This window comes from Siccirubricoccus phaeus, from assembly GCF_008360935.1.
Taxonomy (GTDB): Bacteria; Pseudomonadota; Alphaproteobacteria; order Acetobacterales; family Acetobacteraceae; genus Siccirubricoccus; species Siccirubricoccus phaeus.
On sequence record NZ_SRXO01000022.1, the window covers coordinates 38,322 to 63,419 of the forward strand.

The window sequence follows — 25,098 nt, forward strand, 5'->3', positions numbered from 1 at the left end:
CGGCTCGCCTTCGCTCGCCGACCCTGCTCCGGCCTTTGTCTTGTCGCGTGATTCACGGGTTCAACCTCGACCGATCACGCTCTACGACCATCGCGCAGGTCGCGCCGGCGGCCGCGCCCAAAGGGGGGAGGCCCAGCATGCCCGACGACACCCTGATCGGCATCAAGCCGGAGATCGCCGCCAAGGCGCATGTGAACGCCGCGAAGCGGGAGGCGATGGCCGCCGAGGCGGCAGCCGACCCGGAAGGCTTCTGGCGCAAGGAGGCGGGCCGCATCGCCTGGATCACCCCGCCGACGAAAATCAGGAACGTCGATTTCACCGGCGACGTCACCATCCGCTGGTATGAGGATGGGGTGCTGAACGCCTCCGTCTCCTGCCTCGACCGGCATCTGGCGACAAAGGGCGACCAGGTCGCGATCCTCTGGGAGGGCGACGACCCGAAGAGCGACACCAAGGTCACCTACAAGGACCTGCACGCCCGGGTCTGCCGCCTGGCGAATGCCATGCGCAAGCTCGGGGTGAAGAAGGGCGACCGGGTCTGCATCTATTTGCCGATGATCGTCGAGGCGGCGGTCGCCATGCTGGCCTGCGCCCGGGTCGGCGCCATCCATTCCATCGTCTTCGGCGGCTTCTCGCCGGACAGCCTCGCCTCCCGCATCCAGGACAGTGAATGCTCGCTGCTGATCACCGCGGATGAGGGGCGGCGCGGCGGTCGCAGCGTCGCGCTGAAGACCAATGCGGATGAGGCGCTGAAGACCTGCCCCTCCATCCAGCACGTCATTGTGGTGAAGAACACCGGCGGCAAGGTGGCGATGCAGGCGGGCCGCGACCTCTGGTACGAGGCGATCACCGCCGGGGAGCCCGCCGAATGCCCGCCGGAGCCGATGGGCGCCGAGGATCCGCTCTTCATCCTCTACACCAGCGGCAGCACGGGCAAGCCGAAGGGCGTGCTGCACACCACCGGCGGCTACATGGTCTGGGCCAGCTTCACCCATGAGCTGGTCTTCGACTACCGCCCGGGCGAGATCTACTGGTGCACCGCGGATGTCGGCTGGGTGACCGGCCACACCTACATCGTCTACGGCCCGCTGGCGAACGGCGCGACCACGCTGATGTTCGAGGGCGTGCCGAACTACCCGAGCGTGAGCCGCTTCTGGGAGGTGGTGGACAAGCACCAGGTCAACATCTTCTACACCGCCCCGACGGCCATCCGTGCGCTGATGCGGGAGGGCGAGGCGCCAGTGCGGAAGGCCAGCCGCAAATCCCTGCGCATCCTGGGGTCCGTCGGCGAGCCGATCAATCCGGAGGCCTGGCTCTGGTACTACCGCATGGTGGGCGATGAGCGCTGCCCGATCGTCGACACCTGGTGGCAGACGGAGACGGGCGGCATCCTGATCTCGCCGCTGCCGGGCGCGGTGGCGCAGAAGCCGGGTTCCGCGACGCTGCCGCTGCCGGGGGTGAAGCCGGCGCTGGTGGATGGCGAGGGGAAAATCCTGGAGGGCGCGACCGAGGGGAACCTCGTGCTGCTGGACAGTTGGCCGGGCCAGATGCGGACGATCTACGGCGACCATGCGCGCTTCGGCCAGACCTATTTCTCCACCTTCAAGGGCATGTACTTCACCGGCGACGGCGCGCGGCGGGATGCGGACGGGTATTATTGGATCACCGGCCGCGTCGATGACGTCATCAACGTGTCCGGCCACCGCATGGGCACCGCCGAGATCGAGAGCGCGCTGGTGGCGCACCCGAAGGTGGCGGAGGCGGCGGTGGTCGGCATGCCGCATGAGCTGAAGGGCCAGGGCATCTACTGCTACGTCACGCTGAAGACCGGCGAGGAACCCACCGAGGCGCTGCGGAAGGAGCTGGTGGCCTGGGTGCGGAAGGAGATCGGGCCGATCGCCTCGCCCGATGCCATCCAATGGGCGCCCGGCCTGCCGAAGACGCGCAGCGGCAAGATCATGCGCCGCATCCTGAGGAAGATCGCGGCGAACGAGACGGAGAGCCTGGGCGATACCTCCACGCTGGCCGATCCGGCGGTGGTGGATGACCTGGTGGCGAACCGCGTGGCCTAGAGCTTGAATCTGCCGGATGATGCTTCGGTCACTCTGCTCCGGCCTGACGATCCGAAGGGGACGGGCAGCCGATCTGGCCTCGGTGACAGCCATGCAGCGGGCGGCGATCCTCGCGCTCGCCGCGGCAGATTACGGCATGGACGGCGCCGAAGCCTGGGCGCGCTGGCAAGCGGCGGATGCGCAAAGCCTGCTCATCCACGCGGGGGCAGTATTCGTCGCGGAGGACCAGGCTGGCGCCATCGTCGCCGTAGGAAGCTGGCGTCCCGACGCCGAAGCCACCGAAGTCGGGTGGATACGTGCCGTCTTCGTCTCCCCCGATCTTGCGCGCCGCGGCATCGGCAGAAGGGTCATGGCCGCGGTGGAGGAGAACGCCGCGATAGCGGGCCGGTCGGTGCTGCGCCTGGTGTCGAGCGGGAACGCAAGACCCTTCTACGAGGCAATCGGCTACAAGGCCGTCGCAGCCCGGCTTTGGGCGATCGAGCCAGGGCTGCTGCTGCCCTGCACCTTGATGGAAAAGCCAGCGCCGGTCATCCGCTGAGCATGGGGCACCATCCGTCTGGCGTGAACCGCTGGCGGGTTCGCGGCGAGAACCGGCCGGGGAAAGGGCGACATCGACGGCGGCACATGCGACGGCGCCTGTCGCGGCATGCCGCCCGCGCGGCCTTTGCACCTCTCAACTCGCCCCCCGCTTGCTAATCACCTCCGGGGGCCGCGGAGGGACAGGGGTGGAGCAGCCACAGGACAGGGACAGGCGCAGCGGCAGCTTCACCGCCGCCGGCATGCGGCGCGGCGCCCGCGCGGCGCTCGGCCTCACCCTCGGCCTCATCCCCTTCGGCCTCGTCATCGGCATGACGGCGGATGCCAGGGGCCTCTCCCTCCTCGAAACCCTGCTGATGAGCGCCCTGGTCTTCGCCGGCAGCAGCCAGGTCGTAGCCCTCGGCCTGTGGCAGGAGCCGGCGCCGATCCTCGCCGCCGCCCTCACCTGCCTCGTCATCAACCTCCGCTTGGCGCCGATGGGCGTCGCCCTCGGCCCGGTGCTGGACAGGCTGCACGGCTTCCGGCTCTGGGGCTCGCTCGCCCTGCTGGTGGACAACGCCTTCGCCATGATGGTGACGGAGATGCGCGCCGGGCGCCGCGATGCCGGCTTCATGGTCGGCGCCGCCCTGGCGATGTGGGTGAATTGGGTGCTGGCCAGCGGCCTTGGCCATGTCTTCGCCAGCACCATCCGCCTGCCGCCCGGGCATCCGGTGTTCTTCGCCGCCTCCGCCGCGCTGATGTCCGTGCTGGTGCCCATCTGGCGCGGCCGCTCGGACCTTCTCCCCTGGATCCTGGCCGGGCTGCTGGCGCTGCTGGCGCATGGCGGGCTCGGCCTCGGCGCGCCCTGGCCGGTGCTGATCGGCGCCCTGGGCGGTGCAGCCGCCGGCGCGGCAAGGGATCTGCGGGCAGCGCGATGAGCCTTCGCCTCGATGTGCTGGCCGCCATCCTGGCGATGGCGGTGGCCACCTATCTGTGCCGCGCCGGCGGCTATGCGGTGCTGCGCGTGGTCCGCCCGCCGCCCTTCGTCCAGGCCATGCTGGCGCATCTGCCGGGCGCCATCTTCGTCGCCTTCCTGGCGCCCGTCCTCGCCGATGGCGGCTGGCCCGCCTGGGGCGCCGGCGCCGCGGCGCTGCTGGTGCAGGCGCGGTTCCGCATCACCGTCCTCGCCATCCTGGCGGGCGTCGCCACGCTCTGGCTGCTGCGCCTCGCCGCGGGGTAGGGCGCGGCGGCAACATGCTGCGCCGCCGCCGCCCTCCCCGCCGCCCCGTCGCGCCCCCGGGCGGCGGCGCCCTCTACCAACGCGGCCTGGCTGCCGACCGGCCCCAGGCCCGGCGGGCGGCGGCACCGGGCCGTCCCGCAAGCACCGGCGACGGCGCGCCCGCGCCCTATGCCAACAGCCGGTTCACTGACCGGCAGGAGACCGTGCAGGCAGCTTCGAGGGGCGCCCGGGACCGCCGGCGATCAGCGCCGCTGGACTCATTCCGCTGCTTTCTCCTCCGCCGGCGGCCGGCCCGTCCGCCAGAGATGCGGCGCCATGACCTGGCGGGCGAGGTCGATGCCCATCTCCTCGAAACGGCGCTTGATCCGCCGCATCAGCTCGCGCTGCACCGGCCAGCGCTGGCTCGGCTCGGTCCGCACCCGGCCGCGGATCTGCACGCCGAGCTGGCCCAGGCTGTCCACGCCCCAGAGGTCGAAATCGTCGCGGATCGCCGTCTGCCACCGCGCCTCGCCGCGCATGCCGGTGACGATCTCCTTGATCGCCGTGCCGGCGACATCCGTATCCGTGTCGTAATCCACCAGGATGTCGATCATCGCGAAGGCGAAGTCCCGCGTGCTGTTGGTGACGGTGGTGACGGCGGAGAAGGGCACGATGTGGATGGCGCCATCCCCGTCCCGCAGCTTGATGGAGCGGATGGAGAGGTGCTCCACCACCCCGCCCTTGCCGCCGACATTCACCACGTCGCCGACCGCGACGGCATCCTCCAGCAGCAGGAAGACGCCGGTGATGACGTCCCTGACCAGGGTCTGGGAGCCGAAGCCGATGGCCAGGCCGACCACGCCGGCGCCGGCCAGCAGCGGCGCGACATTGACCCCCACCTGGGACAGCGCGTTCAGCACGACGAAGACCAGGATCACCACGCCGACCACGGTGCGCAGCATGGGCAGCAGGGTGCGGACGCGCGCGCTGCGCACCGCCTGCACGTCCCGCGCCCGCACCAGCCGGCGCTGGATGGCGCTGTTCGCCATTTCCCACACCACCAGCGCCAGCGCCAGCGTGCCGCCGATGTTCAGCAGCGTCGCCAGCAGCCGGTGGCCGAGCGTGCCCTCCGCGAACCAGGCGAGGCTGCCGAGGCCCCAGACCTCCAGCACCAGCACCAGGGCGATGGCGCCGAGCAGCAGCGAGGCGACGAGGCGGAGCGGCGGCACATAGGTCGCCGCCCGGGTGGGCAGGCCGGGCCAGCGCTTCGCCAGCTCGGGCGAAGGGTGCAGCAGCTTGCCGGTCAGCCGGCCGACGCCCTCGTCCAGCGCCTTGGCCAGGCCGATGACGAGCAGCGTCAGCAGCGTGCCGATCAGCAGCCGCTCGAAGCCGTTCTCCAGCGCCAGCGCCCAGACCATCCAGGAGGCGACGAGCCAGAGGATGACCAGCACATGCCACACCTCGGCGAGCTGGTTGCGCAGGCCGCGCAGCGCGAGGCGGGAGCCGGAAGGCTCCTCCCCCGGCTCGATCGGCGCGGCGCGCAGCACGGCGGAAATCGGCTCCCGCTGCTGCAGCACGAGGCGGACGAGCATGAGGGAGATGACGAGGAGGGTGAGGTTGAGGATGGCGTCATAGGCCGACCAGGGCAGGCCGAAGAACAGCCCCGCCTCCGCCAGCGCGTAGCCGCCGACGCCGACCAGCATCAGCCGCCGGATCCACCGCAGCGCGGCGACCGCCAGCGCATCCGAGCACGGGATGAGCCGGAGATGGTTGGAGGCCGGGGAGAAGAGCATGCAGGCGAGCGCGAAGGCGCCGCGCGCCAGGATGTAGACATGCGCCAGCAGCAGCCCGACCAGCTTGGTGGTGGGCAGCGGGTTCACCAGGCCGAACAGCCCGTAGACCGCCATGGCGAAGGCGGCGATCGGCAGCAGGTCCAGGATCAGCCGGCCGATCAGCAGCGGCAGGCGGCGGAGGAAGCGCCAGCGGGCGTCGATGGCCGGCGCCAGCGCATCCAGCCGCGCCCGGGGGCGGGCGACGGCGCGGTTGACCGCCGCTTCCGCCACCAGGCCGAGGCCGAGCAGCAGGACGAGCTTCCAGGCGGCGTCCAGCAGCCTTCGCTGGGTCACCGGGTCCTGCGCCAGGGCGCCGATGGCGGCGAGCAGGCTGGGCAGGTCCGCCACCGTCCGCGCTGCCCGCAGCAGCGAATCCGAGAGGCCGGAGAGCCGGGTGGAGAGGGCGAGGAGAAGCTGGGCCCCGATGGTGTTCGGGGCCATGATCGAATCCTCGGCCGGCGGCGTGGCCGCGGGGGCCGGCGTCGCCGGAGCGGGTGTGGGTGCGGGAGCCGCGGGGGCGGCCGCAGGCGCCGGCGCGGCCGCGCCCTGGGGGGCGGCGCCGCGGGCGGGCGCGCCGCCAGGGGCGCCGCCGGCAGGGGCCCCAGGAGCGGTGCCGGCAGCGGCGCTTTGGGGCGGCGCGGCCTCGGCCTCCGCCGCCGGGGCGGCGGGGCGGCCAGGGGCCGCGGGCGCGGCCGCCTGAGGGCCACCCTGAGGGGCAGCCTGAGGGGCAGCCGGCTGGGCGCCGGGCCGGGCAGCTCCCGGCGCCGGCGCCTGAACGCCGCCGCCCGGCGGCACCGCTTCCGCCTCCGCCCCTTCGCCAACCGCCGTGCCGCCGCGCGTCACCGGGGTCGGGGCCGGCGCCGGTGCCGCCGTGCCCTCCCCCACCGCCCCGGCCTGGGCGCGGCTGGCCGCCGCCAGGGCTTCCAGGGTGCGGAGGAATTCCGCCCGCCTCCCTTCGTCCTCCAGCAGCGAGGTCAGGCGGTCGATATCCTCGGCCGTCAGGGTACCGGCCGGCCGGGCCGGCTGCGCCGCGGCCGGCAGCGCCCCGCAGAGCAGCGGCAGCAGGGTGAGGAGAAGGCGAAGCAGGGTCATGGCCGCGGCAGCAACCCGATCGGCCCGTCCCGGTCAAGTCTCGGCTGGGTTCCAGCAACTTCCTGTGATCCGGCCGGCCCTCCCGCCCGCCGCCCCTGCCGGCACGAACCGCGGCATGCCGGCGGCGTTCCGAACCGGCGGCCGATCCCCGGCCGGGAGGCCGCCCGCCCCGCCATGCCAGACCCCGCCCGCCCGCCACGCCGCGCCCTTACCGCCGGCCCCGCGGGGCCGACGCTGCCGCTGCTGCAGGGCGTCATCCTCACCGTCGCGGTGCTGTATTTCGCGCGGGAGCTGCTGATCCCCCTCGCCCTCGCGGTGCTGCTGGCCTTCGTGCTGGCGCCGCTGGTCCGGGCGCTGCGGCGCGTAGCGGTGCCGCGCATCGCCGCCGTCGTCCTGGTGGTGCTGGCCACCGTCGCGCTCCTCACCGGCCTCGCCACGCTGATCGGCGGCCAGGCGAGCAGCCTGGCGGAGAACCTGCCCCGCTACCAGGCGACGGTCGGGGAGAAGCTGGCCGGCCTCGGCGGCTGGGTCGGCAAGCTGCAGGCGCTGCTGGCGGAGCTCGGCCGCCACGCCGCGCCGCCCGCCCCGCTCTCCGGCCGCGGGGCGGAGCGGCCCATCCCGGTGGAGCTGCACAGCCCCGACCCCACCCCCTTCGACATGCTGCAGCGCCTGGCGGAGCCGCTGCTCGGCCCGCTGGCGACCGCCGGCATCGTCGTCATCCTGCTGATCTTCATCCTGCTCTACCGGGAGGATCTGCGGGACCGGCTGATCCGCCTGGCCGGGGCGCGGGACCTGCACCGCGCCATGGCGGCGATGGACGACGCGGCCTGGCGCCTCTCCCGCTTCTTCCTGGCCCAGACCGGGCTGAATGCCGGCTTCGGCGTCGCTATGGGCCTGGCGCTCTGGGGCATCGGCATCCCCAACCCGCTGCTCTGGGGCGTGGTGGCGGCGGCGATGCGCTTCATCCCCTTCATCGGCACCTTCATTGCCGTGGCCGGGCCGCTGGCGCTGGCGCTGGCGGTGGATCCGGGCTGGGGGATGCTCATCACCGTCGCCATCCTCTTCGGGGTGGGCGAGGCCATGATGGGCCAGGTGTTCGAGCCGCTGGTCTTCGGCCATTCCACCGGCCTTTCCCCCATCGCCGTCATCGCCGCGGCCAGTTTCTGGACCTGGCTCTGGGGGCCGGTGGGGCTGCTGCTCTCCGTGCCGCTGACCGTCTGCCTGGTGGTGCTGGGGCGGCATGTGGAAAGGCTGCAATTCCTCGAGGTGATGCTGGGCGACGATCCGCCTCTCGACCCGGAGGAGACCTTCTACCAGCGGGCCCTGGCCGGCGATGCGGATGCGCTGGCGGAGCAGGCGGAGCGCTGCCTGCGAGAGCGGCCGCTGGCCGCCTATCTGGACGAGGTGGCGCTGCCCGCCCTGGTGCTGGCGCAGGAGGATGCGGCGCATGGCGCCCTGGCGCCGGACCGCCGGGCGGCGCTGGACCGCAGCCTCGGCCTGCTGGCGGAGGATCTGGCGGAGGAGGAGGACGAGGCGGATGCGCCGCCCCTGCCGGAGGCCTGGCAGGCGCCGGGGGCGGTGCTCTGCCTGCCCGGGCGCGGCCCCTTCGATGCCGAGGCGGCGATGCTGCTGGCCCTGGTGCTGACGCGGCGCGGCTTCGGCGTGCGGCTGGGCGGGGAGGCGGCGGAGGGTGCGCCGCCGCGCCTGGTCTGCCTCTGCCTGATGGAGGGTGGGGGCAGCGCGGCGGCGGCGCGCTACCTGCTGCGCCGGGCGCGGCGGCGGCTGCCGGGGGTGCCCTACCTGGTGCTGGCCTGGTCGCGGGAGGGGGAGGGCGCGCTGGCCGCGGCGCTGCGGGCGGAAAGCGGGCCGCCGCCGCTGCTGGCGCATCGGCTGGGGGCGGTGCTGGCGCAGGTGGTGGGGCTGGCCGGGCTGGCGCCCGCGGCGGGGGCGGTATCCCACGCCCCGGCGGAGGAACCGCCCGGGCTGGCGCCGGCGCCGGCGTGAACGGGCCGCGCCCCAGGGCACTGGCTTCGGAAGGCGCAAAATCGCCGGGGAAGATTGGGGGCTCCGCCCCCAAACCCCCGCCGGGGAGGGGACCCCTCCCCGGACCCCGGTGTGAGTCTTCGACCCGTGGGTTGCATTCGCCAACCTGTGCCTAGGCTTTGATCGTTGCGGGACCAGACGCGGGCGAGAGCGCCAGCTTGCCCGGTGCCGCTCCCCCCGAAGGGCGACGAGCCGCCAAGTCTTTCGCGTGAAAGCCGGCCTGCCCTTCGGCAGGCGCGGAAAATCCGACAAGACAAAGACCGGCATCGCCCCCACTTCTCGGCCGGGAGCGGTTCGCGGCAAGCGGAGGGTGCAAATGCGGGAATTCGATGCCATCATCATCGGCAGTGGCCAGGCGGGACCCTCGCTGGCGGTGCGCCTGGCGCAGACCGGCCGCCGCGTGGCGCTGGTGGAGCGGGAGGCGCTGGGCGGCACCTGCGTGAACACCGGCTGCACCCCCACCAAGACCATGGTGGCCAGCGCCGCCGCCGCGCAGATCGCCCGCCGCGCCGCGGAATACGGCGTGGTGCTGCCAGGGGGCGGCGATCCAGGCGGGGTGCGGGTGGATTTCGCCCGGGTGATGGCGCGGAAGGACGCGGTGGTGGCGGAATCCCGCCAGGGCCTCACCGCCTGGCTGCAGGGCACCGGGGGCCTCGAGGTCATCATGGGCCATGCCCGCTTCACCGCCCCGCATACGGTGGAGGTGGCAGGGGAGAAACTCGCCGCCCCCTGGATCATGCTGAATGTCGGCGGCCGGCCGGCCCTGCCGCCGGTGCCGGGGCTGGAGGGCGTGCCCGTCCTCACCAGCACCAGCATCCAGGCGCTGCGGACGCTGCCGGCGCATCTGCTGGTGCTGGGCGGCAGCTATATCGGCCTGGAATTCGCCCAGATGTTCCGCCGCTTCGGCTCGCGCGTCACGGTGCTGGAGGCCGCGCCGCATCTGCTGCCGCGGGAGGATGCCGACATCTCCGCCGCGATCGCCGACTTCCTCCGCGCCGAGGGGGTGGAGATCCTGACCGGCGCCACCGGCCTCGCCGCGGCGCCGGCGCCGGAGGGCGTGCGGCTGAGCCATGCCGGCGGCGAGCATCTCGGCAGCCACCTGCTGGTGGCGACCGGCCGGCGGCCCAATACCGACGAGCTGGGGCTGGACGCCGCCGGCGTGGCGCTGGATGCCCGCGGCTATGTCGTCGTGGATGACGGGCTGGCGACCAATGTCCCCGGCATCTGGGCGCTGGGCGATTGCAACGGCCGCGGCGCCTTCACCCACACCGCCTGGGACGATTACGAGATCCTCGCCGCCAACCTGCTGGACGGAGCGAAGCGCAGCCTGAAGGACCGGGTGATGGCCTATGCCCTGTTCACCGACCCGCCGCTCGGCCGCGTCGGGCTGACGGAGGCGGCGGCGCGGGCGGAAGGGCACCGCGTGCGCGTCGGCCTGCGGCCGATGCGCCGGGTGGCGCGGGCGCGGGAGAAGGGCGAGACGGCCGGGCTGATGAAGATCGTGGTCGATGCCGCGAGCGACGCCATCCTCGGCGCCGCCATATTGGGCCCGGGCGGGGACGAGGCGATCCATACGGTGGTGGCGCTGATGAAGGCCCGCGCCCCGGCGACGCTGCTGCGGGAGATGATGCCGATCCACCCGACGGTGGCGGAGCTGCTGCCCACCCTGGTGACGGAATTGGGCCCGGCGGACGCGCCGGACCCGGTGGACGAGGCGGTGGATGAAAGCTTCCCGGCGAGCGACCCGCCTTCGCATACGCCGGAATCGCGGATCGGGCGGCCGGGGCGGTAGGGGGCTCCGCCCCCGGACCCCGGCAGGGGCGCTGCCGAGGCCAGGACCTGGCCCCGGACCCCGGTGCGAGTTCTGCACCGGACGGTTCAACCTGCCGACTCATGGCGGGGTCCGGGGGGAAGCTCTTCCCCCCGGCGGAGGTGCAGGAGGCAGCGCCTCCTGCCGGGGTCCAGGGGCGGAGCCCCTGGCTACAACCGCTGCAACGGCACCCGCACCGCCAGGTAGCTTCCCAGCGCCAGCAGCGCGGCGGCGCCCAGGAAGGCCGCGCGGAAGCCCCAGCCCAGCGCCTCCCGCAGCGCCGTCCGCGCCCCGGGGTCCAGCGTCTCCAGCAGCCCCGGGCCTTCCCGCACCAGCCGGGTGAACAGCGCCGCCAGCGCGCCATCCGTCAGCGCCAGGGTCCCGAACAGCAGCGTCCCCAGCAGCGCCGTCGCGATGGCCGCGCCGAAGGTGCGGAAGAATTGCACGGAAGCCGCGGCCGCCCCCAGCCGGTGGTTGCCCCCGGCCATCTGCACCGTGATCTGCGTCACCGGGTAGGAACAGCCGATCCCCGCCGAGGCCAGGCCGAACAGCGCCGCCAGCCCCCAATCCCCCAGCACCGGCGCCAGTGCCGCGATCAGCCCCAGCACCGCCGCCGCCACGCCCAGCCCACCGAAGGCGAAGGGCATGCCGATCCCCGTCCTTGTCATCAGCCAGCCGGCGGAAAGCCCCCCCGCCGCCCCGCCGGCGGAAAGCGGCAGCAGCAGCGCCCCCACCTCGGTCGGCGGCAGGCCGCGCACGCTTTGCAGATAGACAGGCAGGAAGGTCAGCAGCGCCACCAGCGCGCCATGGGCGCAGGCCGTCAGCGTATTGGCGCGCCACACCGTGGCATCGGCCAGCAGCGGCAGGTGCAGCAGGGCGTCGGGCGCCTTGCCCTCCCACCGCAGCAGGGCGGCGAGGGCCACCGCGGCGCCCGCCAGCAGCAGCAGGGCGAAGGGCAGCGCCCCCCAATTCGCCTTCTGCACCTGGCCCAGCGCCAGCAGCCCCGGCGCGACGAAGGCGGCGAAGAGCAGCACCCCCGGCCAGTCGAAGCGGAAGCCGCCGCCATGATGCCCCGGCCGGCGAGGGATGCGCCGGGCCAGCGGCACCGTCGCCGCCATCACCGGCAGCAGCGCCCAGAACACCGAACGCCAGCCGAGATGCTGCGTCAGCCACCCGCCGGCGATCGGGCCGAGGCAGGAGGCGGTGGTGAAGGCGGCGACGATATAGGCCTGGAACCGCCCCCTTTCCCTGGGGGGCACCGCTTCCCCGATCAGCGCCATGGCCATGGTGGCGAGGCCGCCGCCGCCGAAGCCATGCACCAGCCGCCCCACCACCAGCACGCCGAAGGAGGGCGCCACGGCGCAGAGCGTGGATCCCGCCGCATTCACCGCCAGCGCCGCCAGCAGCAGGGGCTGCCGGCCGAACACGTCGCCCAGCCGGCCGAAGACCGGCGCCGCCACGGTGGCGGCGATGAGATAGGCGACGACGACCCAGGAGAGGCTTTCCACCGCGCCGAGATCGGCAGCGATGGCCGGCAGCGCCGTCGCCACGATGGTCTGGTCGATGGCCGAGAGGATGATGGCCGGCGCCACCCCGGGGAAGCTGCGGAAGAAGGCGGTGCGCAGTTCTGCCGGTGAAAATTGGAGCGGCTGGTTTGGACCTTCGCGGCCCGGGCCGCTGCGGTCATCGGGCGAAGCGGAAGTGGAGTGCGGCTGGTTCGGACCTTCGCGGCCCGGGCCGCTGCGGTCATCGGGCGAAGCGGAAGTGGAGTGCGGCCGATTCAGACCTCCGCGGCTTGCGCCGCTGCGGTCATCGGGCGCCGGGGGGATGGGGGCGTTCACCGGCTAGATCACGCTGTTCCGGCCCATCTCCAGGAATTTCTCCCGCCGCCGGGCGCGCAGCGTGGCGCCGTCCAGCGCCAGCAGCGGCTCCAGGCAGTCCCACACCCGGTTGCCGACGGCCGCCAGCGCTGTCTCCGGGTCGCGGTGGGCGCCGCCCAGCGGCTCCGGCACCACCGCATCCACCAGGTTGAGGCGGCGGAGATCCTCGGCGGTCAGCTTCAGCGCCTCGGCCGCGGTCGGCGCCTGGGCGGCGTCGCGCCAGAGGATGGAGGCACAGCCCTCGGGCGAGATGACGGAATAGATGCTGTGCTCCAGCATCAGCACCCGGTCCGCCGCGGCCAGCGCGATGGCGCCGCCGGAGCCGCCCTCGCCGATGATGGTCGCGACGAAGGGCACCGGCGCTTCCAGGCAGGCCTCGATGGAGCGCGCGATGGCTTCCGCCTGGCCGCGCGCCTCGGCCTCGATGCCCGGGAAGGCGCCGGCGGTGTCCACGAAGCTCAGGATGGGCAGGCCGAAGCGGCCGGCCAGCTCGATGATCCGCCGCGCCTTGCGGTAGCCTTCGGGCTTCGCCATGCCGAAATTGTGCAGGACGCGGGTTTCCGTGTCGCTGCCCTTCTCCGTCCCCAGCACGGCGACGGCGCGGCCGCGGAACCGCCCGAGGCCGCCCACCACCGCCGCGTCGTCGGCGAAGGCGCGGTCGCCGGCGAGCGGGGTCCACTCCTCGATATGGGCGCGGATGTAGTCCAGGCATTTCGGCCGGTCCGGATGGCGGGCGACCAGGGTCTTCTGCCAGGGGGTGAGCCTGGCATAGGTGGATTTCAGCAGGGCCTGCGCCTTGTCGCGCAGCTTCGCCACCTCCTCCGCCACGTCGATGCCGCCGGCATCGGTGGTGCGGCGCAGCTCCTCGATCTTGCCTTCCAGCTCGGCGATAGGTTTTTCGAAATCGAGGAAGTGGCGCATCGATCATCCCTGGCGCCCCGCCGCAGGCCCGTCCCGCACGCGGCAAGGCACTGACACCAAAGGCGAATGGCCGGGGACCGCGGGCCGGAGGCGATCCGGCCGGGACCCGGTTGGAGGCCGGGGTTAGCGGAAAAGGCGAGGCGGCGGAAGCGCGGCCGGGCGGGGGGCGGGCTGGCCGGCCGGCCACGGCTTAGCGATTCGTACATAAAAGCGAGAAACACAACCACTGATTGCTAGATGGTCAACGCCCCCTGGCGCGAGGCTGGGCCATGCGCCCCACCGCCCTGCCTATCCTCCGCCGCCCGCCGCAGCGCCGCCGCCCCGGCTTCTGGGTGCGACTGGCCTTAACCGCGGATTCAGATCTCCGCGCCACAGTGCTGCGCATGATCGCAACCAATTCCCTGGCGGCCTTCACTCCGGGCGTCTCCGGCGCAGGGCCGGTGACGGGCCCCGGCCCGGTGGAGCAGGTGCGGGGCGTGACGCCCAGCGCCGCTATCGGCGGCACCGCCAGCCAGCCGCAGCAGCGCACGCTGGAAGCCGTGCCGCCACCGCCCGGCAAGCCGATGCCCCGGGGCTCCCTGCTCGATCTGCGGGTCTGACGCCGGGCCGGGGGGTTCGGCGCCGGGTTGCGGGCCGGGAAGGATGGATCGCCGGCCGGAACGCGTGGCTTGCTTGCTCGGGCAGGCAAAGGTCCGGGACGGGATGCGTGCAAGGGGTGACGGCGTTGGGCGGAGGGAGCTGCGGCGGGCGGCGGGGCCGGTGAGCCTCCCAGCCGTGCAGGCTGCGCGCCGGGCTCGAGCCAGGCAGGCGGCGCCGCGGTCGGAGGGTCGGGGCCAGGCCGGCCGGGATGGGGTCAGGGACGCGCCGGCGAAGGTCCGCCCCGGCCGCCACGCTTGAACGGAGCGGCAGCGGCGTCCTGGCAGTGCCAGGCCCACCAGCGCCACGCCCACCATGGCCGCCGCGCGACGTATGGCAGCAATCGCGTCCTGCATCCACACCGGCCTTGCACCGGGCCCTGGCGCCGCCGATCTTGCTGCCATGCCCGAATTCCACCGCAGCATCCCGGACGGCGACGACAAGGAACGCCTCGTCTGTCAGGACTGCGGCTTCGTCGCCTACGAGAACCCGAAGATCATCGTCGGCAGCGTCGTCTCCGAAGGCGGCCGCGTGCTGCTCTGCCGCCGCGCCATCGAGCCGCGCCGCGGCTTCTGGACCCTGCCCGCCGGCTTCATGGAAATGGCCGAGACCGCCGAGGAAGGCGCCCGCCGCGAAGCCTGGGAGGAAGCCAAGGCCCGCATCGCCATCGAGGGGCTGCTGGCGGTCTTCTCCATCGCCCGCATCGGCCAGGTGCAGCTCATCTACCGCGCCGGCTTCGCCGAGCCGGGCTTCGCCGCCGGGCCGGAAAGCCAGGAAGTGGCGCTGTTCGGCTGGGAGGAAATCCCCTGGGGGGAGATCGCCTTCCCCTCCGTCCATTGGGCGCTGCGCGCCTGGCAGGCGGCGGCCGGCCAGCCGCTGGGCCTACCCGCCGGCAACCCGGCCGAGGATGCGCGCGGCACCATCCGTCCGGAGCCAGGGCTATGAGCCGCGCCCGTTCTTCGCTTTCCCGCTTTTCGCACCCTCGCCTTGCGCTCCCGGGCCTCGCTGCCCTGCTGCTGGGCCTGGCCCTAGCCGCCCCCGCTCTGGCGGAGCCGCCGCGCCGCGCCGGCAAGCCCGCCGCGCTGGAACTGGTGAAGCTGCCCCCGGCGCCGCTGCCGCGGCGCGATGCCGGGATGGCGGGCAGCTTCCCTGCCCCGGTGCCGAACCGCGAATTGGAAGCCCCGTCCAGCAAGGTGGTGGAGCGGCCGAGGCTCGACCCCAGCATCATCCACCGCCCGCTGCCGAGCCGCGGCGCGGCCGCCGAGGGCAGCGTCAGCCGGCTGGAGGAGAAGCTGTTCGAGCCGGCGCCCGGGGCGCGGCTTCGGCTGCCCTTCAGCTACTGATCTTCCCACGACGCCGCTGCGCGACGCCGCGCGGGCCCTGGGTTTCGCCCCAGGCAGGGCCAGGCGCCGCTGCGGGACTCGGGCAGGCTCGGCGCCCGCAAGAGGGCGCCGCTTCGGCGCGGCAAAGCCGCGCCGGGCAAGGGGCGGCGGAGGGCAAGGCATGAGGGCGCACTGCGCCGTGGGGCGACAACGGGTTATCCCGGTCGGCGCTTCGCGCCGCCAGGCGCGGCCACGCCATGGCAATGGATGAAGCGTCGGCGGAACCTCCGGCGGCAGGCACCCGCCGGACATAGCGGCTATGTCGGGGCCATGCCTTGCGAAACCGGGCAAAACCGACCACCTTGGTACGGTATTCCGCGGCAGCACTCAGGACGCGCTCATGTTCATCGAAACCGAAGGCACCCCGAACCCCGCCACCCTGAAATTTCTGCCGGGGCGGGAGGTGATGCCCCAGGGTGGAACCCTCGGCGGCACTGCCGATTTCCGCAGCGCCGAGGCCGCCGCCCGCAGCCCGCTGGCCAGCCGCATCTTCGCCCTGCCCGGGGTGGCCCGGGTCTTCCTCGGCGCCGATTTCATCACCGTGACCCAGGATGACGAGGCGGAATGGGCCAGCCTGCGGCCGCAGGTGCTGGGCGCCATCATGGACCACTACATGTCCGGCCTGCCGGTCATCGAGGGCAGCGACGCCGAGGACGGGGATGATTACGACCCCGAGGATGCCGAGATCGTCGACCAGATCAAGGAGCTGCTGGATACGCGGGTGCGCCCGGCCGTCGCCGGCGATGGCGGCGACATCGTCTTCCGCGGCTTCCGCGACGGCATCGTGAAGCTGCACCTGCAGGGCGCCTGCTCCGGCTGCCCCTCCTCCCGCGCCACCCTCAAGCATGGTGTCGAGAACATGCTGCGGCACTACGTGCCGGAAGTGGTGGCGGTGGAGCAGGTGGAGGAGGTCTGAGCGGCCCTCCGGGCCGAATGGCCCCGTTACCGCTTTTGCAGCGGCCGGGCCTGAGCCGGGGCGGGATGCATCGCGCCCCCGCCTTGGCGCGTGATGCGCCCGCCTTCGCTCACGCACCTCGTTCCAGCTCCTTGCTGGGTTGCGCGATCCACGGCTTCGGGTGGTCCAGCCGAAACCGGTCACGCTCCAGCGCCAATGTCGCGCGCGTCGGCGAACCCGCCGCAAGCGGTCGCGCTTCGAGGTCGCGGGACGGGCGGCCGGCGGCCCGCCCTCATTTCATCCCGTGATGGTGGGCATCCCCTGGCCCGATTGGCCCGCCTTCCGGCCCGGCGGTAAGCCAGCGGCGAAGGAGACCCCTTGCCATGTCCCAGACCCTCGACCCCGCGGCGCTCGACCAGCTTTTCCGCCAGGCCCGCACCTATAATGGCTGGCAGGACCGGCCGGTGCCGGACACCAGGCTGCAGGAGCTGTACGACCTGCTGAAATACGGCCCGACCAGCGCCAATTCCTCGCCCGCCCGCTTCGTCTTCATCCGCACGGCGGAGGGCAAGGCGAAGCTGAAGCCGGCGCTCTCCGAGGGTAACCTCGCCAAGACCATGGCCGCGCCGGTGACGGTCATCGTCGCGCATGACCCGGCCTTCTTCGAGGAACTGCCGAAGCTCTTCCCGCATGTCGATGCCCGGGCCTGGTTCGCCGACAACCCGGCGCTGGCCGAGGTGACGGCCTTCCGCAACGGCACGCTGCAGGGCGCCTATCTCATCCTCGCCGCCCGGGCGCTGGGGCTGGATACCGGCGCGATGAGCGGCTTCGACAACGCCAAGGTGGATGAAGCCTTCTTCGCCGAGAGCGGCTGGAAGTCGAACTTCCTGGTCAATCTCGGCTATGGCGATCCCGCCAGCCTTTTCCCCCGCAGCCCGCGCCTCAGCTTCGACGAGGCGGCGCGCCTGGAATAGCCGCCACCCGCGCGGGGCGCGCTGCTCTCCGCCCGAACCGGACCGCCCGCTGCCCTGGCGCGGCCTTGCCGCGCCAGGCTGTGCGCGCTTTCGGGCCACGAGCGCGGAAGGCCCATGGCGTCCCGCAGCGACATCGCGGGAAGACACCTTGCAAGGCGGTGCGCCTGGATAGCCGGGCGCTTCCGCGCCCCGCCGAGCCGGACCGCCCGTTGCCCTGGCGCGGCTTTGCCGCGCCAGGCTGTGCGCGCTTCCAGGCCACGAGCGTGAAAGGACCCCGCGGCGGCGCGCAGCGCCCCGCCCGGGGCGAAACCCGGGGCCCCCATGAAGGCGCGCCAGCACCTTCATGGGGAATTCAAACCACCATCTGCCCCGCCTTGGCGTCCAGCCGATAGCCGCCGCCCTCGGTCAGCAGCAGCTTGGCATTGGCGGGGTCCGGCTCGATCTTCTGCCGCAGCCGGTAGATATGCGTCTCCAGCGTGTGCGTGGTGACGGCGCTGTTGTAGCCCCACACCTCGTTCAGCAGGATCTGCCGCCCCACCGGCCGGCCGCCGGCGCGGTAGAGGTATTTCAGTATGGCGCATTCCTTCTCGGTCAGCCGGATCTTCCGGTTGCGCGCCTGCTCCAGCAGCAGCTTGGCAGACGGCCGGAAGGTGTAGGGGCCGATCAGGAAGACCGCGTCTTCCGAATTGTCGTAGACCCGGAGCTGGGCGCGCAGCCGCGCCAGCAGCTCGTTCAGCCGGAAGGGCTTGGCGATGTAGTCATTGGCCCCGGCATCCAGGCCACGCACCACGTCCTGCTCCTCGCCATGCCCGGTCAGCATGATGATGGGCACCTTCAGCCCCTGCCGGCGAAGCTGCGCGCAGAGGTCCCGCCCATCCGCGTCCGGCAGGCCGATATCCAGCAGGATGGCGTCGAAGCGCGCATTGGCGCCGGCCAGCATGTGCTGCGCCTCCTCCGCCGTCGCTGCCTCGACGGGTGAGAACTCGCCATCCAACGAAAGCTGCTCCGCCAGCGTTTGTCGCAATGCGACATCATCGTCGACGATCAGCAGGGGGCGCGGACCAGCCATGCCATCTCCCAGGGAATCCCGCTACGCGGGCAGCCTTATCTGCTTCCGATGGCGAAGCTATGGCGCGCTTGTCAAGCCTGGACGGTTCCGCAGCCGGTGCGGTGTCATCGGATGAGCCCTGTCGAATATTTCATCCCGGCCCTGGCGGATGCCGTTTCAGCGCCACATTCCGGGGGCGCCATACCACGCCGATGGACCTATATGAATGCCGATGCCCCGGATGATGGCTGAAGACCCCCGGCTGGGCGCCCCTGCGCCGCAGCCCGACCCAGCGAGGGCCGCGCTGCGCGCCGTCCACCGGGCGGTGGCGGAGCTGCGCCGGGGCACGCCGGTGCTGCTGCGCGGCGAGGATCACGGCGTTGTGATGGCGCCGGCCGAGACCGTGGGCGCCGCCGGGCTAGGCGAAATCCTGGCTTTGGCCAAGGCGCCGCCGGTGCTGCTGCTGGCGCCGAGTCGCGCCGGGGCGCTTGCCCTGCCCCTTGCTCCACCCCCTGGCCTCCGCCCGGTGACGGCGGTGGAGGAGGCCGCCGTGGCGCTGCGCCTGCCGCCCGCCATGCTGGAGCCGGCGGCGCTGCGCAGCCTGGCCGACCCCACCTTCGAAGGGCTGCTGGACGCCGGCGGACGGCCGGAGCGTGCCCCGGCCCCGCCCCTGGCCCTGGCGGCGCTGGCCCTGGCGAAGCTCGCCCGGCTGCTGCCGGCGGTGGTGCTGGCGCCGCTGCGGGAGGGGCCGATGCGGGAAGGCCCCATGCGCGAAGGGCTGGCGCGGCCGGACCTGCTTTCGGTGGTGGCGGCGGATGTCCTGGCCTACCCGGCCAGCGCCGCCTCCAGCCTGCGCCGGGTCGCCGAGGCCGCCGTGCCGCTGGAGGATGCGGCGGATGCCCGCATCGTCGCCTTCCGCGCCGCGGATGGCGGGATCGAGCATCTGGCGATCGTCATCGGCCGGCCGGAGGATATGGCCGAGGCGGGCGGCGCGCCGCTGGTGCGGCTGCATTCGGAATGCTTCACCGGGGATCTGCTCGGCTCGCTCCGCTGCGATTGCGGGCCGCAGCTTCGCGGCGCCATTGCCCGCATGGCGCAGGAGAAGGGCGGCGGCGTGCTGCTCTACCTGGCGCAGGAGGGGCGGGGGATCGGGCTGGTGAACAAGCTGCGCGCCTATGCGCTGCAGGATGCCGGCCTCGACACGGTGGATGCCAACAAGGCGCTGGGCTGGGGGGCGGATGAGCGGAATTTCCTCGTCGCCGCCACCATGCTGGAGCAATTGGGCATTGCCCGGGTGCGGCTGATGACGAACAACCCGGACAAGCTGGTCGGGCTCGTGGCCTGCGGCGTGGCGGTGGAAGGCCGCGTGCCGCACGAGATCGCGCCGAACGGGGTGAATGACGGCTACCTTGCCACCAAGGCCGCGCGCTTCGGCCATCTGCTGGCGCCGCAGGAGGGCAATTGAGATCCCCATGAAGCCGCTGCGCGGCTTCATGGGGGCCCTGGGTTTATTCCCCACAACGTCGCTTCGCGCCGTTGCGGGGGCCCCGGGTTTCGGCCCGGGCGGGCGCTGCGCGCCGCCGCGGGGCCCTTTCGGGCTGGATGATCGGGGCCTCGCACAGCCTGTCGCGGCAAAGCCGCGCCAGGGCAACGGGCCGTCCGGTTGGTGGCTGCGCCCGCTGATTGCCCGGCTTGCGCGTGGCCGCGACGGTCGAGGTGCCAAACTCAAGGGTTCAATGGACCTTTCGGCCCTTTGCGGGGAGAGCTTGAGAGGGGGTCGCGGCGCTGCTGCGACGCCCCTCTCGATCTTCCTGTTCTTCGCCGCCTGCGCGGCGCCGCCGCCGCCCCCCGCCCCGCCGCTGCCCTACCCGCCCTCCGCCAAGGCCCGCATGCTGCGCATCGCGGAGGCCGAGTGGGTGGAATGGGGCAGCATCACCGTCGCCCCCAGCGATGGCGGCCGCACCACCGGCGCCGAGAGCGCGCCGGAGAATTTCCCCCGCGTCCTCGCCTATTGGCGCGCCGTGCCGGAGGATGAGGGCGCCATCGCGCTGAACCGCCGCCTCTACGCCGCCGCGCTTGCCGGCCAGGCGGCAGGCGCCGCGCTGTGGCACGAGCCCGCCTGGTCCGCCGCCTTCATCAGCTTCGTCCTGCGCAGCGCCGGCGTGGATCTCCGCGAATTCCCGCCCTCCGCCGCCCATTCCCACTATGTGGACGCGCTGATCGCTGATGCCGCCGCCTTCCCGGCCAGCGCCCCCTTCCTGCCGCGCGCGCCGCAGGACTACGCGCCGCAGCCCGGCGACCTGCTCTGCGCCGACCGCAGCCCCCGCCCGCTGCGCCGCTGGCAGGACCGCGCGGCGGATAACGGCGCCTTCCGCCCCATGCATTGCGACATCGTCGTGGCGGCAGGGCCGGGTGCGGTGGAGGCGATCGGCGGCAATGTGCGGGACGCCGTCACCCGCACCCGCTTCCCCGCCGATGCAACCGGGCGTCTCTTGCCGCTTCCGCCTGGCGCCCCAACCTGCTTCGTCATCTTCGAGAACCGCCTCGGCCGCCTCGGCCCCTGGAGACAAGCTTCATGACGGATCTGTTCGAGCCGCTGGTCCTGCGCGGCGTGACGCTGAAGAACCGCATCGGCGTCTCGCCCATGTGCATGTATTCCTGCGGACCGGACGGCATGCCGACGGAATGGCACCTGGCGCATCTCGTCGCCCGCGCCGTCGGCGGCGCGGCGGTGACCTTCACCGAGGCGGCGGCGGTCGCCCCCGAAGGCCGCATTTCCCCGGCCGATCTCGGCATCTGGTCGGATGCGCATCTCCCCGGCCACCAGCGGCTGACGGCGGCGATCGCGGCGGCGGGCTCGGTGCCCGGCATCCAGCTCGCCCATGCCGGGCGCAAGGCCAGCCGGAAGGCGCCCTGGGAGGACGGGCCGGCCGAGCCGGGCTGGACCACCCTCGCCCCCTCCGCCGTCGCCTTCGGCGACTACGCGGTGCCGCGGGCGATGAGCGAGGCGGACATCGAACAGGCCATCGCCGATTTCGCCGCCGCGGCGAAGCGCAGCATCGCGGCCGGCTACCGGATCATCGAGCTGCATGCGGCGCATGGCTACCTGCTGCACCAATTCCTCTCGCCGCTGTCCAACCAGCGCAATGACGGCTGGGGCGGCGACCTGAACGGCCGGGCGCGGCTGGTGGAGGAGGTGGTGAAGGCGGTGCGCGCCGCCATCCCGGACGAGGTGCCGCTGGTCATCCGCGTCTCCCATACCGACTGGGTGGAGGGCGGCTGGGATACGGCGGAGACGGTGCAGCTTGCGGCGCGGGTGAAGGCGCTGGGCGTCGACATGGTGGATGTATCGTCGGGCGGGCTCGACCATCGGCAGAAGATCGTGCTGGGCCCGGGCTACCAGGTGCCGGGCGCCGTCGCCGTGAAGGATGGGGCGAAGATCCCGGTCGCCGCCGTCGGGCTGATCACCGAGCCGGCGCAGGCCCAGGCCATCCTGGCGGAGGGCAAGGCAGACCTGATCCTGCTGGCCCGGGTGCTGCTGCGCGATCCCTACTGGCCGCTGCACGCTGCGGAGGCGCTGGGCCGGCCGGAAGCGATCCCGACCCCGCCGCAATACGAACGCGGCTGGGCGACCTTCGGCAGGATGCAGCGGCTGATGTCGACGGCGGCGGTGCAGGCCAGGCTCTGACGTGAGATCAGGCTCTTCTGACGTCAGATAGGGGCTTCGCCCCAAACCCCCGGCAGGGGGCGCTGCCCCCGTTGGCGGCAGTGCCGTCAACCCCCGCCGGGGGGTGGACCACCCCCCGGACCCCGGTCTGGGTCCGGGACCCGTGGGTTGAACCGGCGGACTCACGGCGGGGTGCCGGGCGGTCATGCGCCGGCACCCGCCTTGTACGAATTCCGCGGACTGCCGAATGCCGCCGGCATCGGCGGTGTCCCCGTCGCCAGTCGGCTGGTCCTGCGTGATCGGTTGAGGTCGAATCGACCGAAACCGTGAATCACGCGACCGAACAATGAGCTAGAGCGGGGCGGGTGAGCGCAGCTCAACCGATCCCACGCTAGAGCAGATCGCCGGAGGGCGGCATCGCCCGGAGGCGTGAAGCTGCTCTACCATCCATAAGCTAGAGCGGTTTCGCGCTGCACAGTCAGCGTGAAACCGCTCTAGCGGCACCGCCGCCAACGGGCAGCGCCCCCATGGCCCGCCGCCCCCGCTTCCGCTTATCCTGCCGCCGATACGGCAGGAGGCCGGCCGATGCCCGAGGCGGAGACCGATTGGCTGGTGGAATACGGGCCGCTGCTCTGGCTGCTCGGCTCCTTTCTCCTGGTCGGCGTGCTGGCCGGCTCGGTCGGGCTGCGGCGGGCCATCTGGCATGCGCGGGTGCCCGCCGCCTTCGCCGTCATCGCCTGCTTCGCCCTGGCGGGGCCGGAGCAGACCCGCTTCCTGCTCGCCGGCATCGACGGCCCGGGCCGCATCCTGGCGCTGCTGGCGGCGGTGCTGCTCACCGGCATCGGCGCCTGGTTCTGGGCGCGCTGGTCCCTGAACCTCGCCTGGCAGGCGGCGCTGCCGGGGGTGGAGGAGGTGTGCCGGAGCTGGTGGTGGAGCGCCCTGCCGCGCATCATCGCCGTGGCGCCGGCCGTCGCCGCGCTGCTCTGCCTGTTCCTCGCCCGGCGCATGCTGGACACCTGGGTGGCCCTGGCCCTGCTGGTCGGGCTGGTGGCGGTCGGCGCCGCGCTCGTCGCCCTTGCCGTCTTCCGGCGCAGCGTGCTGCGCGGCCATGCGGCGCGGCGGCTAGGCCGCCGTATCAGCCTCTCCGGCGTGCTGGCGGATGAGGCGCTGCAGCTCCGCGCGCCGGCGCGGCCGGTGGGCCTCGGCGCCTGGCTTTCCCTGGCCCGCGATTGCCTGCCCTTCGACCTGCCGCTGATCCGCCCGCTGCTGGTCGCCTTCCTGCTGGCCATCGCCAGCGTGCTGGTCGGCGTCGCCTGGCCCAGCGACCTGGCCCAGGCGGTCGGCGCCGCCCCCACCGCGCTGTTCGGCCTGGCCGCGCTGCTGACGCTGCTGGCGGCGCCGGTGGGGCTGGTGGCGGCGGCCTGGCGCTGGCCGGCGATGTTCTTCCTGCTGCTCCTCATCCTCGGCGCCGCCGGCGTCACCGTGAACACGCTGGTGCGGCACGGCGATCAGCCCGCCCCGCGACGGCCGGAGCTGGCAACGGCCGCCGCCTGGTGGCTGCAGCATTGCGCCATGCCGGAGGGCCCGCAGCGGGTGATCCGCGCCATGGTCGTCGCCAATGCCGGCGGGGCCAGCCGCGCCGCGCTCTGGACCGCCGCGGTGATGGGCGCGCTGGAGACGCGGCTGGGGATGCAGCCCGGGCAGCATCTCTTCGCCATCAGCGGCATCTCCGGCGGGGCGCTGGGGTCGGCCGCCTATGTCGCGACGCTCGACCAGTCCGGGTTGCGCTGCGGCGCCACGCAGGAGGCCGGGGCGCGCGACCGGCGGCTGCAGCGGCTGCGGAAGGGGCTGGGGCAGGATTTCCTGGCGCCGCCGCTCGCCGGGCTGTTCCTCGGCGACGGGGTCTGGCGGATCTTCGGCCCGGTTTCGGCGCTGGCCGGCTGGGTGGGGCTGTGGCCCGCGGACCGCAGCGTGCGGCTGGAACAGGCCTGGGAAGCCGCCTTCGGCGAGCAGGACGGGGCCGGGCTGGCGGCGCCGCTGATCGCCCGCAGCGTGTCGAAGGCGGGGGAGCCGCTGCTGCCGCTGCTGCTCACCGGCGGCACGCATCAGGAAAGCGGGCGGCTGGCGGTGACGGCGCCGGTGGATCTGCGCCGGGCGCTGCCGGAGGTGATCGACGTGGTGGCGACGCTGGATGCCGACCTGCCCTTCTCCGTCGCCGCCAGCAACAGCGCGCGCTTCCCCTATGTGACCGCGCCCGGCCTGCTGCGGAACCGGCGGGAAGAGGCCTTCGGCCAGCTCGTCGATGGCGGCTACCACGACAACCAGGGCGCCGTCGCCGCCCGCGCCGCGGCGGAGGCGCTGGCCCAGGCGCATGCGCGGCTGCTGGAAGCGGGCAGGCTGACGGGGACGCGGCTGGAGCTGTTCGTCGTGCAGGTGCTGAGCGACCCGGAGCTCAAGCGGGACGAGCTGCCCCGCTGCGGCCCGGAAGCGCCCGGCTTCCAGCCGGTGGTGCAGGAGGCGAAGGCGGCGCCGAGCCGCCCCTCGGCGCTGGATTTCCTCACCTCGCCGGTCGGCGCGCTGGCGGCGGTGCGGGGGGAGCGGGCGAATGGCGGGGCGCTGGAGATGGCCCGGCGCTATTGCGGCGGGGCGGGGCAGCATTTCGCGGTCTTCGCGCTGGGGGTGGGGCCGGAGGGGGTGAAGCCGCCGCTCTCCTGGGTGCTGAACCAGGCGGTGCGGGGGGCGATCACCGCGCCCGGCCTTGCGGGTTTCGACCAGCCCGGCACCAGCCAGGGCAATGCGGAGGAGCTGGAAAGGCTGGCCGGGGAGTGGCAGGCCGCGCTGGTGCCTTGAGTCCGACACCCTGCGGATTCCGGTCGCATGCCCACGGGGCGGCTCGCTGACCGGCCCGAGCCTGCGCGGGATCGGGGCCGCTGCCATCGGGCCACCGGCGCTTGTTCAATGCCGGCCTGCCTGCGAATTCGCCGGCAATCCGGCGAAATTCGCAGGCAGGACACTCAGCCCTGGTCCGCGCAGATGGAAGCGCGGGTCATGGCCTGCTTTCATGCTCCGGCGCGTGGTTCAGGCCCCCGGATGGACGATCGCGCGCCGGGG

19 protein-coding genes are annotated in these 25,098 nt (G+C 73.1%); 15 read left to right on the forward strand and 4 right to left on the reverse strand.

Annotated features, from left to right (window positions below):
• Nucleotides 1-137: 137 nt before the first annotated feature.
• The 4 genes from acs to E5N76_RS23670 all read left to right on the forward strand — a co-directional run bounded on the left by acs (nt 138) and on the right by E5N76_RS23670 (nt 3,828).
• Nucleotides 138-2,072 (forward strand): acetate--CoA ligase, encoded by a 1,935-nt coding sequence (acs, locus tag E5N76_RS23655; protein WP_149539791.1) that lies wholly within the window; start codon nt 138-140, stop codon nt 2,070-2,072.
• A 16-nt stretch (nt 2,073-2,088) separates the two neighbouring features.
• Nucleotides 2,089-2,610, forward strand: a complete 522-nt coding sequence (locus E5N76_RS23660; RefSeq protein WP_149539792.1) for a GNAT family N-acetyltransferase — start codon at nt 2,089-2,091, stop codon at nt 2,608-2,610.
• A gap of 187 nt (nt 2,611-2,797) precedes the next feature.
• Nucleotides 2,798-3,526 (forward strand): AzlC family ABC transporter permease, encoded by a 729-nt coding sequence (locus E5N76_RS23665; RefSeq protein ID WP_235907847.1) that lies wholly within the window; start codon nt 2,798-2,800, stop codon nt 3,524-3,526.
• A complete protein-coding gene (locus E5N76_RS23670) occupies nt 3,523-3,828 on the forward strand; it encodes an AzlD family protein (RefSeq protein WP_149539793.1) in 306 nt (101 codons plus the stop codon). The genes E5N76_RS23665 and E5N76_RS23670 overlap by 4 nt, the downstream gene beginning before the upstream one ends.
• A 257-nt stretch (nt 3,829-4,085) precedes the next feature.
• Here E5N76_RS23670 and E5N76_RS23675 read toward each other — a convergent pair whose 3' ends face one another.
• Nucleotides 4,086-6,731, reverse strand: a complete 2,646-nt coding sequence (locus E5N76_RS23675) for a mechanosensitive ion channel domain-containing protein (RefSeq protein WP_187830350.1) — start codon at nt 6,729-6,731, stop codon at nt 4,086-4,088.
• A gap of 174 nt (nt 6,732-6,905) precedes the next feature.
• Between E5N76_RS23675 and E5N76_RS23685 the strand changes: the two genes are divergently transcribed.
• Both E5N76_RS23685 and E5N76_RS23690 read left to right on the forward strand, forming a co-directional pair.
• Complete coding sequence (locus E5N76_RS23685) at nt 6,906-8,735, forward strand: AI-2E family transporter (protein WP_149539796.1); 1,830 nt, start codon at nt 6,906-6,908, stop codon at nt 8,733-8,735.
• Nucleotides 8,736-9,090: 355 nt separating this feature from the next.
• Nucleotides 9,091-10,566, forward strand: a complete 1,476-nt coding sequence (locus E5N76_RS23690; RefSeq protein WP_149539797.1) for an FAD-containing oxidoreductase — start codon at nt 9,091-9,093, stop codon at nt 10,564-10,566.
• A 188-nt stretch (nt 10,567-10,754) separates the two neighbouring features.
• On the opposite strand, the gene E5N76_RS23695 is transcribed toward E5N76_RS23690, so the two are convergent.
• Together E5N76_RS23695 and E5N76_RS23700 are read right to left on the reverse strand one after the other, a co-directional pair.
• Nucleotides 10,755-12,176 (reverse strand): MFS transporter, encoded by a 1,422-nt coding sequence (locus E5N76_RS23695; RefSeq protein WP_187830351.1) that lies wholly within the window; start codon nt 12,174-12,176, stop codon nt 10,755-10,757.
• Between the two features lie 252 nt (nt 12,177-12,428).
• Nucleotides 12,429-13,385, reverse strand: a complete 957-nt coding sequence (locus tag E5N76_RS23700) for an acetyl-CoA carboxylase carboxyltransferase subunit alpha (protein WP_149539799.1) — start codon at nt 13,383-13,385, stop codon at nt 12,429-12,431.
• A 383-nt stretch (nt 13,386-13,768) separates the two neighbouring features.
• On the opposite strand from E5N76_RS23700, the gene E5N76_RS23705 reads away from it, so the two are divergent.
• The 5 genes from E5N76_RS23705 to E5N76_RS23725 all read left to right on the forward strand — a co-directional run bounded on the left by E5N76_RS23705 (nt 13,769) and on the right by E5N76_RS23725 (nt 17,272).
• Nucleotides 13,769-13,984 carry a hypothetical protein gene (locus tag E5N76_RS23705; protein WP_149539800.1) on the forward strand — a complete coding sequence of 72 codons (216 nt, stop codon included), beginning with the start codon at nt 13,769-13,771 and terminating at the stop codon, nt 13,982-13,984.
• 439 nt (nt 13,985-14,423) lie between these two features.
• The gene (locus E5N76_RS23710) at nt 14,424-14,966 is read left to right on the forward strand and encodes an NUDIX hydrolase (RefSeq protein ID WP_149539801.1); all 543 of its coding nucleotides are present in this window, start codon (nt 14,424-14,426) and stop codon (nt 14,964-14,966) included.
• The gene (locus E5N76_RS23715) at nt 14,963-15,364 is read left to right on the forward strand and encodes a hypothetical protein (RefSeq protein ID WP_149539802.1); all 402 of its coding nucleotides are present in this window, start codon (nt 14,963-14,965) and stop codon (nt 15,362-15,364) included. Before E5N76_RS23710 ends, E5N76_RS23715 begins: the two co-directional genes overlap by 4 nt.
• A 379-nt stretch (nt 15,365-15,743) precedes the next feature.
• Complete coding sequence (locus E5N76_RS23720) at nt 15,744-16,319, forward strand: NifU family protein (protein WP_149539803.1); 576 nt, start codon at nt 15,744-15,746, stop codon at nt 16,317-16,319.
• A gap of 362 nt (nt 16,320-16,681) precedes the next feature.
• Nucleotides 16,682-17,272 carry a malonic semialdehyde reductase gene (locus E5N76_RS23725; RefSeq protein ID WP_149539804.1) on the forward strand — a complete coding sequence of 197 codons (591 nt, stop codon included), beginning with the start codon at nt 16,682-16,684 and terminating at the stop codon, nt 17,270-17,272.
• 352 nt (nt 17,273-17,624) lie between these two features.
• Here the strand turns inward: E5N76_RS23725 and E5N76_RS23730 are convergent, their stop codons facing one another.
• Nucleotides 17,625-18,341, reverse strand: a complete 717-nt coding sequence (locus E5N76_RS23730; protein WP_149539805.1) for a response regulator transcription factor — start codon at nt 18,339-18,341, stop codon at nt 17,625-17,627.
• Between the two features lie 223 nt (nt 18,342-18,564).
• On the opposite strand from E5N76_RS23730, the gene E5N76_RS23735 reads away from it, so the two are divergent.
• The 4 genes from E5N76_RS23735 (at nt 18,565) to E5N76_RS29790 (ending at nt 24,837) form a co-directional block, all read left to right on the forward strand.
• The gene (locus E5N76_RS23735; RefSeq protein ID WP_187830352.1) at nt 18,565-19,785 is read left to right on the forward strand and encodes a GTP cyclohydrolase II; all 1,221 of its coding nucleotides are present in this window, start codon (nt 18,565-18,567) and stop codon (nt 19,783-19,785) included.
• A gap of 271 nt (nt 19,786-20,056) precedes the next feature.
• Nucleotides 20,057-20,899 carry a DUF2272 domain-containing protein gene (locus E5N76_RS23740; protein ID WP_187830353.1) on the forward strand — a complete coding sequence of 281 codons (843 nt, stop codon included), beginning with the start codon at nt 20,057-20,059 and terminating at the stop codon, nt 20,897-20,899.
• On the forward strand, nt 20,896-22,008 hold the full coding sequence (locus E5N76_RS23745; RefSeq protein WP_149539807.1) for an NADH:flavin oxidoreductase/NADH oxidase: 1,113 nt from the start codon (nt 20,896-20,898) through the stop codon (nt 22,006-22,008). The genes E5N76_RS23740 and E5N76_RS23745 overlap by 4 nt, the downstream gene beginning before the upstream one ends.
• 564 nt (nt 22,009-22,572) lie before the next feature.
• Nucleotides 22,573-24,837: a hypothetical protein gene (locus E5N76_RS29790; RefSeq protein WP_187830354.1), complete on the forward strand. Its 2,265-nt coding sequence runs from the start codon at nt 22,573-22,575 to the stop codon at nt 24,835-24,837.
• The last annotated feature ends 261 nt before the right edge of the window (nt 24,838-25,098 follow it).

What these genes read in the sequence shown, in the direction of transcription:
- acs (WP_149539791.1), top strand. Translation starts at nt 138, where the DNA reads ATGCCCGACGACACCCTGATCGGCATCAAGCCGGAGATCGCCGCCAAG.
- E5N76_RS23660 (WP_149539792.1), top strand. Translation starts at nt 2,089, where the DNA reads ATGATGCTTCGGTCACTCTGCTCCGGCCTGACGATCCGAAGGGGACGG.
- E5N76_RS23670 (WP_149539793.1), top strand. Translation starts at nt 3,523, where the DNA reads ATGAGCCTTCGCCTCGATGTGCTGGCCGCCATCCTGGCGATGGCGGTG.
- E5N76_RS23675 (WP_187830350.1), bottom strand. Translation starts at nt 6,731, where the DNA reads ATGACCCTGCTTCGCCTTCTCCTCACCCTGCTGCCGCTGCTCTGCGGG.
- E5N76_RS23685 (WP_149539796.1), top strand. Translation starts at nt 6,906, where the DNA reads ATGCCAGACCCCGCCCGCCCGCCACGCCGCGCCCTTACCGCCGGCCCC.
- E5N76_RS23690 (WP_149539797.1), top strand. Translation starts at nt 9,091, where the DNA reads ATGCGGGAATTCGATGCCATCATCATCGGCAGTGGCCAGGCGGGACCC.
- E5N76_RS23700 (WP_149539799.1), bottom strand. Translation starts at nt 13,385, where the DNA reads ATGCGCCACTTCCTCGATTTCGAAAAACCTATCGCCGAGCTGGAAGGC.
- E5N76_RS23705 (WP_149539800.1), top strand. Translation starts at nt 13,769, where the DNA reads ATGATCGCAACCAATTCCCTGGCGGCCTTCACTCCGGGCGTCTCCGGC.
- E5N76_RS23710 (WP_149539801.1), top strand. Translation starts at nt 14,424, where the DNA reads ATGCCCGAATTCCACCGCAGCATCCCGGACGGCGACGACAAGGAACGC.
- E5N76_RS23715 (WP_149539802.1), top strand. Translation starts at nt 14,963, where the DNA reads ATGAGCCGCGCCCGTTCTTCGCTTTCCCGCTTTTCGCACCCTCGCCTT.
- E5N76_RS23720 (WP_149539803.1), top strand. Translation starts at nt 15,744, where the DNA reads ATGTTCATCGAAACCGAAGGCACCCCGAACCCCGCCACCCTGAAATTT.
- E5N76_RS23725 (WP_149539804.1), top strand. Translation starts at nt 16,682, where the DNA reads ATGTCCCAGACCCTCGACCCCGCGGCGCTCGACCAGCTTTTCCGCCAG.
- E5N76_RS23730 (WP_149539805.1), bottom strand. Translation starts at nt 18,341, where the DNA reads ATGGCTGGTCCGCGCCCCCTGCTGATCGTCGACGATGATGTCGCATTG.
- E5N76_RS23735 (WP_187830352.1), top strand. Translation starts at nt 18,565, where the DNA reads ATGGCTGAAGACCCCCGGCTGGGCGCCCCTGCGCCGCAGCCCGACCCA.
- E5N76_RS23740 (WP_187830353.1), top strand. Translation starts at nt 20,057, where the DNA reads ATGGACCTTTCGGCCCTTTGCGGGGAGAGCTTGAGAGGGGGTCGCGGC.
- E5N76_RS23745 (WP_149539807.1), top strand. Translation starts at nt 20,896, where the DNA reads ATGACGGATCTGTTCGAGCCGCTGGTCCTGCGCGGCGTGACGCTGAAG.
- E5N76_RS29790 (WP_187830354.1), top strand. Translation starts at nt 22,573, where the DNA reads ATGCCCGAGGCGGAGACCGATTGGCTGGTGGAATACGGGCCGCTGCTC.